The following is a 13109-nucleotide window of genomic DNA, read 5'->3' as shown; positions in this document are numbered from 1 at the left end:
CTCCTGGGCCATCAAGCCCATGTCTCAGAAGATGCGGGTCACCACCGCCCGCACCCGCACCTTCTGAAACATCCTCCACCTCCGCGTCACAGAAAGTGCGGCTCCGCTCCAGCCGCACCCGCATCTTCTGAGACGCACCTCATGAAAGGACCTCATCATGCACACGTCAGCTGCACCCACCACCGCTCCAACCCAGACAATCCAGCAGGGGCCGGCCCTCCACGTCACCGGGCCCGTGCGCGAACGGTTCGATGAGATCCTCACCCCCGAGGCGATCGCGTTCCTCACCGAGCTGCACCACCGCTTCGCCTCGCGCCGTCACGACCGGCTCGCCGACCGCATGCGTCGCCGCTTCGAGATCGGCAGCGGCCACGACCCCAGCTTCCGCGACGACACTCGTCACATCCGCGACGACGCCAACTGGCGCGTTGCCGGCGCCGGCCCCGGACTCGAAGATCGCCGCGTTGAGATCACCGGCCCGACCGACCCGAAGATGACCATCAACGCGCTGAACTCCGGTGCGAAGGTCTGGCTTGCTGACCAAGAGGATGCCACGAGCCCTACCTGGCAGAACGTGATCGGCGGCCAACTGTCGCTGCGCGATGCCATCCGCGGCGAGCTGAGCTTCACCTCCCCCGAGGGCAAGGTGTACGAGGTCACGGCCGAGCAGACCCCGACGATCGTGATGCGTCCGCGCGGCTGGCACCTCGTCGAAAAGCACCTGACCTTCATCGATCGCACGGGCCGCAGCATGGCGGCATCCGCGTCGTTGGTGGACTTCGGGCTCTACTTCCTGCACAACGCGAAGGCGCTGATCGATTCTGGTCGCGGCCCGTACTTCTACATCGCCAAGATCGAGTCCAGCGAAGAGGCGAAGCTGTGGGATGACGTGTTCACCTTCGCCGAGGACTACATCGGCATCGAGCACGGCACGATCCGCGCGACCGTCCTGATCGAGACGCTGCCCGCGGCGTTCGAGATGGACGAGATCCTGTACGAGCTGCGCGACCACTGCGCAGGGCTGAACGCCGGACGCTGGGACTACATCTTCTCGATCATCAAGAACTACCGCGGCCGCGGCGCACGCTTCGTGCTGCCGGACCGCAGCGAGATCACGATGACCGTCCCATTCATGCGGGCCTACACCGAGTTGCTCGTGAAGACGTGCCACAAGCGCGGCGCCTTCGCGATCGGCGGCATGAGCGCATTCATCCCGAGCCGCCGCGATCCAGAGGTGACGGCAGCCGCCATCGAAAAGGTCTCCGCAGACAAGAAGCGCGAAGCCGGTGACGGATTCGACGGCACCTGGGTGGCGCACCCTGACCTGATCCCCACGGCTCAGGCGGAGTTCGACGCAGTGCTGGGCGACCGCCCGAACCAGATCGATCGCCAGCGCGACGACGTGAACGTGCGGGCAAGCGACCTGCTCGACCTGCGCATCGGGCGCCCGATCACTGCGGCTGGCGTCCGCGGCAACGTGTCGGTTGCGATTCGCTACATCGAGGCCTGGCTGCGCGGACTCGGCGCGGTGGCGATCGACAACCTGATGGAGGATGCCGCGACCGCCGAGATCTCGCGCTCGCAGGTGTGGCAGTGGATCCACCAGGATCGCGCCACCGAGGACGGCACCCGCATCACGGCCGAGTACATCGAGGGTCTGATCGGCGAAGTGCTGGCGCAGGCAACACGTTCGGCCGGTGACCGCTTCGACGATGCCGCAGAGGTGTTCCGTGAGGTGTCGCTGGGTAAGGAGTTCCCGGCGTTCCTGACTCTGTCGGCATACTCAAAGTTCTTGGTTGAGACCGACTGACCCTGGATGCACGGAGGGCCGGATGCTCAGGCATCCGGCCCTCCGTCGTGTGTGAGACACCATTCCCGACGTTCCGCGACAGGTTCTGCGTGAGACACCATCAATGCCGTGGTGTCTCACGCGGCCGATGTCGCGCCACTCGGCAAATGGTGTCTCACGCAGCGGATGTCGCCACACGCAGCCGATGTCGCCCGCTGCAGCCGATGGTGTCTCGCGTCAGGCGATCTCGCCGGCGGTGACCGTCTCTGCCAGTGCGTGCACACGGGACAGGTGGTGGGCACCGTAGAAGTCGGCGTCGGTGAGGCGCGCGGCATCCGCTTCTGCAGGAGCCGAGTGTGCGGACACCGCAATCACGGCGAGTGCATGCATCCAGCCACCGGCGAGCGTGCCGAGCAGCATGAGGTAGGGAACGCTGACGGCATAGGCATCACGCGCCGAATCAGCGAATCCGAGGATGCTGGCGGTCGCACTGCGCGCCGCGGCGAGCGCACGGGTCAGCCGGTCAGCCGTGCGCGCGGCGACGTCCGAGTCAATGACACCGAGTGCCACCACGGTCTGCTCGATCTGCGTGAACAGTTCGGCGACCGTCGCGCCCTTGTCGCGCAGCACCTTGCGTCCGATGAGGTCGTTCGACTGGATCGCCGTCGTTCCCTCATAGATCGGCACGATGCGGGCATCGCGGTAGTGCTGGGCCGCGCCAGTCTCTTCGATGAAGCCCATACCGCCGTACGCCTGGATGCCGTCGCTGGTAACGCGCAGCGCCTCTTCACTCGCCCAGCCCTTGAAGATCGGCACGAACAGCTCGGCCATGCGCAGGACGTCTTCGTCGTTCTCGGCGCGATCGAAGAGGTCACCGACGAACACCGACAACGCCCGCATCGCGAAGACCTGGCTCGACATGGAGCGAAGGATGCGGCGCACATCCGGGTGCTCTGCGATCGAGGCGCCTGCGGGGCGGTCGAGAACGCGTCCCTGCAGGCGGCCGGCGGCGTAGTCAGCAGCGCCCTGGTAGGCGCGATCCGAGATGCCGGTCGACTGGTGCCCCATGCCGACGCGGGCGGAGTTCATCATGACGAACATGCCGGCGAGTCCGCCGTGCAGTTCACCGACGAGGTAGCCGGTCGCGTCCTCATATGACAGCACGCAGGTCGGGCTGGCATGGATACCGAGCTTGTGCTCGATCGCGACAGTCTCGATCGGGTTGCGCTCCCCCAACGAACCGTCGGCGCCGACCATGATGCGCGGCGCGACAAACAGCGACAGCCCCTTGGCACCATCCGGAGCATCCGGAGTGCGCGCGAGCACGAGATGCACGATGTTCTCCGCGACGTCGTGGTCGCCCCAGGTGATGAAGATCTTCTGCCCGCGGATCGCATACGTGCCGTCTTCGCGCGGGGTCGCCATGGTGCGGATTGCGCCGAGGTCGGTGCCGGCCTCCGGCTCGGTGAGGTTCATGGTGCCGGTCCACTCGCCGCTGACGAGCTTGGTCAGGTAGGTCTCGCGCAGATCATCGGATGCCGCGGCATCGAGCGCGTGGATCGCACCAGATCCCAGCATCCAGCAGAGCGCGAACGCCGCGTTGGAAGCGTTCCAGATCTCGCCGAGTCCTGCGCCGACGGATTCGGGCAGCCCATCGCCGCCGGCGGATTCTGGGGCAGTCGCGCTCACCCAGCCCGCTTCGACGAGCGCCTGGTATGCCTCGGCGAAGCCCTCGGGAAGGTGGACTGTGCCGTCGACGAGCCGCGCTCCGACGTCGTCACCTACTCGGTCGAGAGGTGCCAGTACGGATGCGGCGAACTCTCCGGCACCGGCGAGAATCTCGACGGCGTCTTCGGCGCTGAGCGCTCCATCGGATGCCGTGGCGACGATGTCGCGGCCGAAAGCCTCCCCATAGAGGAAGGCATAGTCCGCGACGGGCGGGATGTAGGGGGTGCTGGCGGTCATCGACGACTCCTGACATTGAGAGACTCCGACCCATGTTAGCTGAGACTGAGTCCCACGGCCAGAGCCGACGCGCATGCGCTGTGGATAACTCTGCGCGTCGGGCAGTGAAGCGGGTACCGTGCTCGTCATGGCTTCCCCATCCGCTCGAGTGACGGCACCCGCGCAGGCATCGGCTCAGGTATCCGCGACGGCATCCGCGCAGGCATCCGTTCGAGGCGCCGTGGCGCTTACGATGCTTGCCACCGCCGGAAGCGCGTCGATTCTCGGCGCGCTGTGCACGGTAGCCCTGTTCGTTCTGGAGGAGATCTTGCCCGCCGAAGGACTGCTCCTTCCCACGCTCATCGTCTACGCGTTCGCACTGAGCTGGTGGCTGCTCGCCCTGCTATTCGTCAGCGGCATAGTGCTCGGCATCCGTTCATCGGATCGACGACCGCAGATCATATGGGCGATGATCACCATCGCCGCATTCACGACCGCGGCGGTGTTGCTTGCCACCGTGGGGATGTTCCCCTGGCCCTTCGCACCGGCCTTCATGTGAGCGCCGGGCTTGATCTGAGCGCCGGCTGTCATGAGCGCCGGCCTTTCATCGGAGCGCCAGCCGTCATGAGAGCACCAGCCGTCATGAGCGCCGGCCGTCATCGGACCGGGCGTACCCTGAGGGCATGACCGGAGTCTGGGATGACATCGCCGAGCAGTTCTTGCAGCACTACAAGAAGGGCCGCCGCCTGCTGGCGGTCGCCGGAGTGGATGCCGAGCGCTCCCGTCAGGCCGCCGACGCGCTCGCTGCTGCACTGGCGAATGCCGGGGAAACCGTCGAACGCGCACACAGCACCGATGGAGATGAGGACGAACTACGCGGCGCCATCGTCGCACCGTTCCGGGCGGCCGCGGCATCCGAAGCCGTGCTGGTGGTGTCTGGGCCCGCCGAACTGCTCAGCAAGAGCGCCCGAGGGATGTGGCACTTCACCGTGTGGCAGCTCGCTGGCGAGGAGCCACCGCATGCTGCGGCATCCGCTCTGGTGGATGTCACGGATCCCGCGAACCCCACGCAGCGCTTCGCAGACTACTGCGCGTTGCCATCGAGTTACGGAGCGTGACCAGCGCCATCGAGTTACGGAGCGTGACGCATCCGAGTAGCATTTGAGGCGTGACCGAACGCGCCCCTCTCTCTCGCAAGTTGTCCGCCATCGCCGAGTCAGCGACCCTCAAGGTCGACGCCAAGGCCAAGGCCCTGAAGGCCGCGGGCAAGCCCGTCATTTCCTATGCTGCGGGCGAGCCTGATTTCGCCACCCCGCAGTTCATCGTGGATGCCGCGGCCGTCGCGCTCGCCGATCCTGCCAACTACCGGTATACGCCGGCGGCAGGGCTCCCCGCGCTGCGCGAGGCCGTTGCGGCGAAGACGCTTCGCGACTCCGCCCTTGAGGTCGCGCCGAGCCAGGTCATCGTGACCAACGGCGGCAAGCAGGCCGTATATCAGGCGTTCCAGACTGTGGTGAATCCCGGCGATGAGGTGCTGCTGCCTGCGCCGTATTGGACCACCTATCCCGAGGCGATTGCGCTTGCCGACGGCATCCCCGTCGAGGTGTTCGCCGACGCCGACCAGGACTACAAGGTCACCGTCGAGCAGCTCGAAGCCGCGCGCACGTCTCGCACGACGGTGCTCGTCTTCGTCTCTCCCTCTAACCCGACCGGCTCCGTGTACACGGCTGCGGAGACCAAGGCCATCGGCGAGTGGGCGCTCGAGCACGGAATCTGGGTCATCTCGGATGAGATCTACCAGAACCTGACCTACGAGGGCGTCAAGGCGACCTCGATCGTCGAGGCCGTTCCGGCACTCGCGGGCCAGACGATTCTCGTCAACGGCGTCGCAAAGACCTACGCCATGACCGGCTGGCGCGTGGGCTGGATGGTCGGCCCCGCCGACGCGATCAAGGTCGCCGGCAACCTGCAGTCGCACCTGTCAAGCAACGTGAACAACGTCGCGCAGTACGCAGCGATCGCCGCGCTCACCGGACCGCAGACCGAGTCGGAGCAGTTCCGCGAGGCCTTCGATCGCCGTCGCCGCCTGATCGTGGCGGAGCTGTCGAAGATCGACGGCGTGCGTGTGCCGAACCCGCTCGGCGCCTTCTACGTGTACCCCGATGTGCAGGGTTTGCTCGGTCGCACCTGGGGCGGCGTCACTCCGACGACGTCGCTCGAGCTCGCCGACCTGATCCTTGACCAGGCCGAGGTCGCCGTGGTTCCGGGCGAGGCCTTCGGCCCCTCCGGCTATCTGCGGCTGTCGTACGCGCTGGGCGATGACCAGCTGCTCGAGGGCGTGCAGCGGCTGCAGCGACTGTTCGCATAGGCGCGCCTGTCGTCGGCGCCCGGATCTCGCTGGCTAGCGCAGATGCCGCCGCCGCCCCCTGTTGCCGCCCGCGCCCCCCGTTGCCGCCCGCGCCCCCTGTTGCGCGCGTTGGTAGCCAGGAGCGTCGGGGATGCGAGGGGGCGTCGGCGTCGCGCCGCGGCGGCGAACTACTCCTGATACCCGATCAGCCAGCGGATGCCGTAGCGGTCAGTGACCTGACCGTCGTAGTCACCCCATGGCCGCTGCTGCAGCGGATCGACGGCCGTGCCGCCGACGGTCAATTTCGCGAACCACTCCCGCAGCACGTCCGGCTCTGCCGTGCCGAGCAGCGAGAAGGTCGCACCGACGATGTGGACGGCATCCTGATCTGGACCGGCATCCGCACCGAAAAGCACCACCTCACCCGCAAGCATGCCGTGTGCGATCGCATCGGCTGGCCCGTCGGTGCGATTGAACTGCTGGTATGAGAACAGCGTCAGATCACCGCCAAAGACGCCCTTGTAGAAGGTCAACGCCTCTGCGGCATTGCCGGGGAAGAACAGGTATGGGACGAGTCCACTCATGCGAGTGAGTGTACCCCCGCGAGGCCTCCTGAAATCAGGAGGACAGCCCCAGATCAGGACGGATGCTGAGATTCCTCCTGCCCTGGGGACAAGTTCCTGATTTCGGGCAGACGGCACGCCGCCCCGACCCTCCCGCCCTACAGCTCGACGCCGACAAGCACCGGTTCTGGTTGCAACAGTAGGCCGAACTCGGCGTGCACGCGGGCCTGGATGTACCGGGCGAGCTCAGCCAGCTCAGCCGCGGTCGACCCTCCCCTGTTCGTGAGGGCCAGGGCGTGCTTGGTCGAGATTGCGGCACGTGATCGCGGCAGCTTGAATCCCTTGGAGATCCCGGCGTTCTCGATGAGCCAGCCCGCGCTGACTTTGACCTCGCTGCGCACGGTGCGTGTCGGCGGCACGTAGCCGTCATATGCCTCGAGCGGAATAATCGTCACCGCGTCGAGATCGGGCGCTACCGGCCACCGCGGGCATTCCGGAGGCAATTGCTTCGCCACAGATTCCGCCACGATCAGGTTCTGGAAGAACGATCCTGCACTCGCTGTGTCTGGATCTGACGGGTCGAGCAGCATGCCTTTGGATGCGCGGATGCGGAGAATCTGCTCACGCACCCAGCTCATCGGCACAGCGTCCTCCCCCGTGAGTGCCAGAGCGCGACGCAGCTGCTCGCCGCGCACCACGCGTCCGGCCTCGCCGACCTCGGCAAGATCAAGGGTGACCGACAGAATCACGCCGCGTCGCAGCGGGACACCGTCGTAGTGATGCTTGAGCACGGACGTGCGGAAGCCGAGTCCGAGTTCGGCCGCCGGCACCGTGGTGACCTCGCCGGTGGACTCGTCGATCAGCTCGACCTCGACCAGCGTCTCCTGGATCTCCTGCCCGTACGCACCGACGTTCTGTACCGGGGCAGCGCCGACCGTTCCAGGAATCCCGCTCATCGCCTCTATGCCGGCGAGGCCGTGCTCAACTGTGTAGGCGACCAGGTCGTCCCAGTTGTGTCCGGCCTGCACACGCACGCGCGCACGCCCCGGATGCGGTGAAGGGATCGGCTCGATCCCCGAGGTCAGCATCCGAATGACCGTGCCTTCGAACGGCTCATCGCCGACGAACAGGTTCGACCCGCCGCCGAGCACGAACCACTCGTCTCCTCGTGCCCAGGTCTCGCGCAGTGCGTCGATGAGCTCAGGGGTGGTCGTGGCATCCAGCATCCGCTCTGGCGCGGCGCCGGTGCGCAGCGTCGTCAGCTGCGCGAGCGGGATCGGGGTGATCTCAGTCATGCGCACTCAGATTGAAACGCGCAGCTGCGCCTTGACGAGCACGGTCGCGTCGGCGTGCTTGACGGTGAGGTCGATGCGCACGGTGGTCTCATCGACCGCGCCGACCTTCGCCAACACCGACAGATCCGCGCCAGTCGAGGGGTCAACAACAACCGGGCGTGTGAAGCGCACGCCGTAGTCGGTGATCTTCGCGACATCGCCGAGCGCCGAGACAACGACCGACGAGGCGATGCCCATCGTGAGCATGCCGTGCGCGAGAACGCCAGGAAGACCGACGGATGCCGCGACGTCATCGCGGTAGTGGATCGGGTTGAAGTCGCCAGAGGCGCCCGCATAGCGGACCAGCGATTCGCGCGTGAGGTGGACGGTTCGCTCAGCGATCACGTCTCCAACTGCATAGCTCATGCGTCTCCCTCGCCGTCGTTCTCATCAGAGCCGTCGTTCTCATCAGAGCCGACCAATAGTACGCTCGTCGCCGTGACGACATGGCCGCCCGCGGCATCCGTGATCTCCGCTTCGCTGGTGATCATCGCGTTGCCTGCCATCATGCGGATGCCGGTGACCTTGAGTCGTCCGGTGAGCTCGTCGCCCGCAACGATCGGTCGGGTGTATGCGAAGCGCTGCTCGGCGTGGATGGTACGGGCCAGGACGATGCCGGAGCCCGGCTCGCTGAGCAGCTGCTGCAGCGTGAGGTCTTGGACCACCATCGCGAAAGTGGGGGGAGCTACGACATCGGCATGACCGAGCGCGCGAGCCGCCTCGACATCGGTGTGCAGCGGAGCGTCGGCGAAGACGGCACGCGCGAACTCGCGCACCTTCTCACGGCCGACCAGGTATGGCGGCGTCGGCGGGAATTCTCGGCCGACCAGTTCGGAGTTCACAGGCACTAGATGAGTCTACCGACCGCGCCGATGAGTCCTCAGCGCTTGCGCGTACGCAGCGCCTTGATCGTCATCTGCACAGCGATCACGACGAGATATGCGGCGAACAGCATATTGCCGAGGAATGGATCGATGAGCGTTGCCAGCCATGCTCCAAGCGCTGTCGTTGTGCAGGCCGAGAGACCGATGATGCCAGCGGCGAGCAGATCGACGTTTCGGTGGCGGAGGTTGCCGATCGTGCCGGAGATCGCGGTCGGAATCATCATCAGCAGCGACGTGCCCTTCGCTATGAGGTCGCTCGTGCCGAAGGCGAGCATCAACACCGGAACGACGATCACTCCGCCGCCGACTCCGATGAGTCCGGCGATGGTGCCGGTGCCGACACCGACGAGCGCGAGAGCCGTCCCGTTCAGCCATCCGAGGTCAAGTTCTGCTGTACGCGAGGGGACGACGAGGAAAAGCGAGACGATCACGATAAGGAGGAAGCCGACGAAACCCCAGCGCAGCGCGCTCTGCGAGATCTTCGGCAGCAGGCGCGTGCCGATCTGCGCGCCGATCACTGCGCCTGCGGCGAGGATGATCGCGGGGATCCAGGCGACTGATCCGGATGCCGCATACGAGATGACGCCGACGCTCGCTGTCGGCACGATCGCCGCGAGCGAGGTTCCAGCGGAGATGCGCTGGTCAAAGCTGAGCATCAGCACGAGCATCGGCACGATGACCGTTCCTCCGCCGACGCCGAAGAGTCCGGAGAGGAGTCCGGCGAGCAGCCCGATGAAGATGAAAGAGAGGTAGGCGCGTGGGCCGCGGTGCGGTCGAGCGGAGTCAGTCATATTCAAGGCATCGTCCTACGCACGTGACAACCCTACTCCCAGAAAACGTGGCTACACGACGAAGCCCGCCACCCCCGGAGGGGGCGACGGGCTCGTCAGACGCGTGAGGTTACTTGCCAGCCTCGACGAAGCCTGCTGCTTCAGCGGCCTCGGCGGTGCGGAACCAGACCTCAGCAACGGTCTGCTCGTACCACTGACCATCGGGGCGGTGGAACTTCATCGAGTCCTTGTTGCCCTTGATGTCGAAGCCCTCCGGTGCGGAGCCGTCTTCGAGAGCCTCGGCGGAATCCTCACCGAAGCCACCGTCGACGAGTGCAGCAACGGCGGCAGCCTCAGCAGCTGCGCCTTCTTCCTGCGACTCGGCACCGGCGTCGGCGGCCTTGTCAGCCTCGGCGGCCGGAGCAGCCTTCTCAGCCTTCGGGGCAGCCGCGGCGGCCTTCTTGACCTTCGGCGTGACGGGCTCGAGAACGAGCTCAATCACTGCCATCGGGGCGTTGTCGCCCTTGCGGTTGCCGACCTTCGTGATGCGGGTGTAGCCACCCTCACGCTCGGCGACCAGCGGAGCGATCTCGGTGAACAGAGTGTGTACGACACTCTTGTCACCGATGACGGCCAGAACGCGACGACGCGCGTGCAGGTCTCCGCGCTTGGCGAAGGTAACCAGTCGCTCGGCGTAGGGACGCAGGCGCTTGGCCTTGGTCTCCGTCGTCTTGATCGACTTGTGGGTGAAGAGCGCGGCTGCCAGGTTGGCAAGCATCAGACGCTCGTGTGCGGGGCCGCCTCCGAGGCGGGGACCCTTAGTGGGCTTAGGCATATTGATCTAACTCCTGGTCAGAATTTCGGGGAGGTCAGAAGGACTCGTCTTCGCCTGCGCCGTAGAAGTGGGCGCCGTCAAAGCCGGGCACCGAATCCTTGAGCGACAGACCGAGCGAGATGAGCTTGTCGCGCACCTCGTCGACCGACTTCTGGCCGAAGTTACGGATGTTCATGAGCTGGGTCTCCGACAGTGCCACGAGCTCAGACACCGAGTTGATGCCCTCACGCTTGAGGCAGTTGTAGGAACGAACCGACAGGTCGAGGTCTTCGATCGGCATCGACAGTTCGCTGGAGAGCACGGGCTCCACAGGTGCCGGGCCGATCTCGATGCCCTCTGCCTCAACGTTCAGCTCGCGAGCGAGGCCGAACAGCTCGGTCAGGGTCTTCGCAGCCGAAGCGACAGCATCGCGCGGGGCGATGTTGTTCTTCGTCTCGACGTCGAGAATGAGCTTGTCGAAGTCGGTACGCTCACCGGCACGAGTTGCCTCGACGCGGTAGCTGACCTTGAGGACCGGCGAGTAGATCGAGTCGACAGGAATCTGACCGGCCTCGGCGTACTCGTTGCGGTTCTGCGTCGCCGACACGTAGCCACGTCCACGCTCAATGGTGAGCTCGAGCTCGAACTTGGCGGTGTCGTTGAGCGTTGCGATGACGAGCTCGGGGTTGTGAACCTCGACACCGGCCGGAGCCGAGATGTCAGCGGCGGTCACTTCGCCTGCACCGGTCTTACGCAGGTAAGCGGTGATGGGCTCGTCGCGCTCGCTCGAGACGACGAGCTGCTTGATGTTGAGGATGATCTCAGTGACATCTTCCTTCACACCGGGAATGGTGCTGAACTCGTGCAGCACGCCGTCGAGGCGGATGCTGGTGACAGCAGCGCCAGGAATCGACGAAAGCAGGCTGCGACGCAGCGAGTTGCCAATGGTGTAACCGAAACCGGGCTCGAGCGGCTCGACGATGAACCGGCTGCGGTTCTCGGCGATCTTTTCCTCGGTCAGCGTGGGACGCTGTGCAATAAGCACTCTGGGTTCCTTTCGATCACATGTCCGCTATATGACACGTGTGGGGTGAGGTTTTGAGTTTTGAAAGTCAGGTGCCCTGGGATGGGCGGAGCGAGGGATGCCGAAGCATCCCTCGCAACAGCCAAATCAAACGCGGCGGCGCTTCGGCGGGCGGCATCCGTTGTGCGCCTGCGGGGTGACGTCCTGGATCGAGCCAACCTCGAGGCCAGCGGCCGTCAGCGAGCGGATCGCAGTCTCGCGGCCCGAACCCGGACCCTTCACGAAGACGTCAACCTTCTTGACGCCGTGCTCCTGAGCCTGGCGGGCGGCCGACTCGGCAGCCATACCAGCGGCGTACGGGGTCGACTTGCGCGAGCCCTTGAAGCCCACTCCACCGGACGATGCCCAGCTGATGACAGCGCCAGACGGGTCGGTGATCGAAACGATCGTGTTGTTGAACGTCGACTTGATGTGGGCCTGGCCCAATGCGATGTTCTTCTTTTCCTTGCGGCGCGGCTTGCGCGCGGCGGCCTTAGGTGCAGCCATGAAATTATTCTCCTATTCCCTGGCCGCTACTTAGCGGGCCTTCTTCTTGCCGGCGACGGTGCGCTTCGGGCCCTTGCGGGTACGGGCGTTGGTTTTGGTGCGCTGTCCGTGAACGGGCAGGCCACGACGGTGGCGGATGCCCTGGTAGGAGCCAATCTCGACCTTGCGGCGGATGTCGGCTGCAACCTCGCGGCGCAGGTCACCCTCCACCTTGTAGGTGCCTTCGATGAAGTCACGAAGGATGATCAGCTGCTCGTCGCTGAGGTCCTTGACGCGGATCGACTCGTCGATCTCGGTCGCCTTGAGGATCTCGACTGAGCGGGTACGGCCAACGCCGTAAATGTAGGTAAGGGCGATCACCACGCGCTTATCGCGCGGGATGTCAACGCCGGCAAGACGTGCCATGCGGTATCTCCTGGGATGAGTAGAGGTGTGGGGCAGGATGTGGACCCGGGCCTCTTTCCCGAGGTGTCCCCCACTTGCGTGGAATCTTGATCCTGCCTAGTTGCGTATTGAGTTGTGAGTCAGACCTGAAGAGAGTCTGTCGGCGGAGCCGACGACCCCCACAAGAGACTTAACCCTGGCGCTGCTTGTGGCGCGGGTTGCTCTTGCAGATCACCATGACGTTGCCGTGGCGACGAATCACCTTGCAGTGATCGCACATGGCCTTGACGCTGGGCTTGACCTTCATTGTGTTTCCTGTTCGCTGTCTTCGTGCACGCCGTTGAGGCGTGCCGTTACTTCTCGACCGATCAGCGGTAGCGGTAGACGATACGGCCGCGAGTCAGGTCGTAGGGGCTGAGCTCCACGACCACGCGGTCTTCGGGGATGATGCGGATGTAGTTCTGCCGCATCTTTCCGGAGATCGTTGCCAGGACTTTGTGCCCGTTGCTGAGTTCAACGCGGAACATCGCGTTGGGCAAAGCCTCCGAGATCACGCCCTCGATCTCGATGACACCGTCTTTCTTAGCCATAGCCTCGCTGACGCTTCTGCAGATTGGTCGATCTGCGTTGGATGGATGATTATTGGCGCCACCCCGGACGGACACGCCGAAACCGGGCACAAGGCACCAACGCTCTATCCTATCCGTCTG

16 protein-coding genes are annotated in these 13109 nt (G+C 65.1%); 4 read left to right on the top strand and 12 right to left on the bottom strand.

The features are described 5' to 3' along the window. Nucleotides 1-157: 157 nt before the first annotated feature. Entirely contained in the window at nucleotides 158-1810 is a 1653-nt protein-coding gene (gene aceB / locus AC1C2Q_RS13505; RefSeq protein WP_495450499.1) for a malate synthase A, read from the top strand. A 216-nt stretch (nucleotides 1811-2026) separates the two neighbouring features. Here the strand turns inward: aceB and AC1C2Q_RS13500 are convergent, their stop codons facing one another. Further along, the gene (locus AC1C2Q_RS13500; RefSeq protein ID WP_495450498.1) at nucleotides 2027-3754 is read right to left on the bottom strand and encodes an acyl-CoA dehydrogenase family protein; all 1728 of its coding nucleotides are present in this window, start codon (nucleotides 3752-3754) and stop codon (nucleotides 2027-2029) included. A gap of 127 nt (nucleotides 3755-3881) precedes the next feature. Here AC1C2Q_RS13500 and AC1C2Q_RS13495 point away from each other — a divergent pair, with 127 nt between their 5' ends. The 3 genes from AC1C2Q_RS13495 to AC1C2Q_RS13485 all read left to right on the top strand — a co-directional run bounded on the left by AC1C2Q_RS13495 (nucleotide 3882) and on the right by AC1C2Q_RS13485 (nucleotide 6101). Continuing rightward, a complete protein-coding gene (locus tag AC1C2Q_RS13495) occupies nucleotides 3882-4292 on the top strand; it encodes a hypothetical protein (protein ID WP_495450497.1) in 411 nt (136 codons plus the stop codon). A 124-nt stretch (nucleotides 4293-4416) separates the two neighbouring features. Beyond that, on the top strand, nucleotides 4417-4851 hold the full coding sequence (locus AC1C2Q_RS13490; protein WP_495450496.1) for a hypothetical protein: 435 nt from the start codon (nucleotides 4417-4419) through the stop codon (nucleotides 4849-4851). A gap of 50 nt (nucleotides 4852-4901) precedes the next feature. After that, nucleotides 4902-6101 (top strand): pyridoxal phosphate-dependent aminotransferase, encoded by a 1200-nt coding sequence (locus tag AC1C2Q_RS13485; protein WP_495450495.1) that lies wholly within the window; start codon nucleotides 4902-4904, stop codon nucleotides 6099-6101. A gap of 167 nt (nucleotides 6102-6268) precedes the next feature. Here the strand turns inward: AC1C2Q_RS13485 and AC1C2Q_RS13480 are convergent, their stop codons facing one another. The 11 genes from AC1C2Q_RS13480 to infA form a co-directional block, all read right to left on the bottom strand. Next, a complete protein-coding gene (locus tag AC1C2Q_RS13480) occupies nucleotides 6269-6664 on the bottom strand; it encodes a VOC family protein (RefSeq protein ID WP_495431595.1) in 396 nt (131 codons plus the stop codon). Between the two features lie 137 nt (nucleotides 6665-6801). Further along, nucleotides 6802-7938 (bottom strand): UDP-N-acetylmuramate dehydrogenase, encoded by a 1137-nt coding sequence (locus AC1C2Q_RS13475; RefSeq protein WP_495450494.1) that lies wholly within the window; start codon nucleotides 7936-7938, stop codon nucleotides 6802-6804. Nucleotides 7939-7944: 6 nt separating this feature from the next. Further along, the gene (locus AC1C2Q_RS13470) at nucleotides 7945-8343 is read right to left on the bottom strand and encodes a MaoC/PaaZ C-terminal domain-containing protein (protein WP_495450493.1); all 399 of its coding nucleotides are present in this window, start codon (nucleotides 8341-8343) and stop codon (nucleotides 7945-7947) included. Beyond that, nucleotides 8340-8825: an FAS1-like dehydratase domain-containing protein gene (locus AC1C2Q_RS13465; RefSeq protein ID WP_495450492.1), complete on the bottom strand. Its 486-nt coding sequence runs from the start codon at nucleotides 8823-8825 to the stop codon at nucleotides 8340-8342. Before AC1C2Q_RS13465 ends, AC1C2Q_RS13470 begins: the two co-directional genes overlap by 4 nt. A 32-nt stretch (nucleotides 8826-8857) precedes the next feature. After that, the gene (locus tag AC1C2Q_RS13460; RefSeq protein ID WP_495450491.1) at nucleotides 8858-9652 is read right to left on the bottom strand and encodes a sulfite exporter TauE/SafE family protein; all 795 of its coding nucleotides are present in this window, start codon (nucleotides 9650-9652) and stop codon (nucleotides 8858-8860) included. Between the two features lie 109 nt (nucleotides 9653-9761). Continuing rightward, a complete protein-coding gene (gene rplQ, locus AC1C2Q_RS13455) occupies nucleotides 9762-10466 on the bottom strand; it encodes a 50S ribosomal protein L17, sunset domain variant (protein ID WP_495450490.1) in 705 nt (234 codons plus the stop codon). A 34-nt stretch (nucleotides 10467-10500) separates the two neighbouring features. Continuing rightward, a complete protein-coding gene (locus tag AC1C2Q_RS13450; protein WP_495431585.1) occupies nucleotides 10501-11490 on the bottom strand; it encodes a DNA-directed RNA polymerase subunit alpha in 990 nt (329 codons plus the stop codon). A gap of 126 nt (nucleotides 11491-11616) precedes the next feature. After that, entirely contained in the window at nucleotides 11617-12015 is a 399-nt protein-coding gene (gene rpsK, locus AC1C2Q_RS13445; protein ID WP_033106075.1) for a 30S ribosomal protein S11, read from the bottom strand. Between the two features lie 30 nt (nucleotides 12016-12045). After that, nucleotides 12046-12420: a 30S ribosomal protein S13 gene (rpsM, locus tag AC1C2Q_RS13440; RefSeq protein ID WP_495431584.1), complete on the bottom strand. Its 375-nt coding sequence runs from the start codon at nucleotides 12418-12420 to the stop codon at nucleotides 12046-12048. Between the two features lie 169 nt (nucleotides 12421-12589). Continuing rightward, nucleotides 12590-12706 (bottom strand): 50S ribosomal protein L36, encoded by a 117-nt coding sequence (gene rpmJ, locus AC1C2Q_RS13435; protein WP_495431583.1) that lies wholly within the window; start codon nucleotides 12704-12706, stop codon nucleotides 12590-12592. Nucleotides 12707-12767: 61 nt separating this feature from the next. Then, the gene (gene infA / locus AC1C2Q_RS13430) at nucleotides 12768-12989 is read right to left on the bottom strand and encodes a translation initiation factor IF-1 (protein WP_017201569.1); all 222 of its coding nucleotides are present in this window, start codon (nucleotides 12987-12989) and stop codon (nucleotides 12768-12770) included. Nucleotides 12990-13109: the final 120 nt, after the last annotated feature.

It is taken from the genome of Microbacterium sp. Y356 (genome assembly GCF_059445355.1).
Note: the sequence above shows the minus strand (reverse complement) of the source record. Positions and strands in the feature narration are given on the sequence as shown.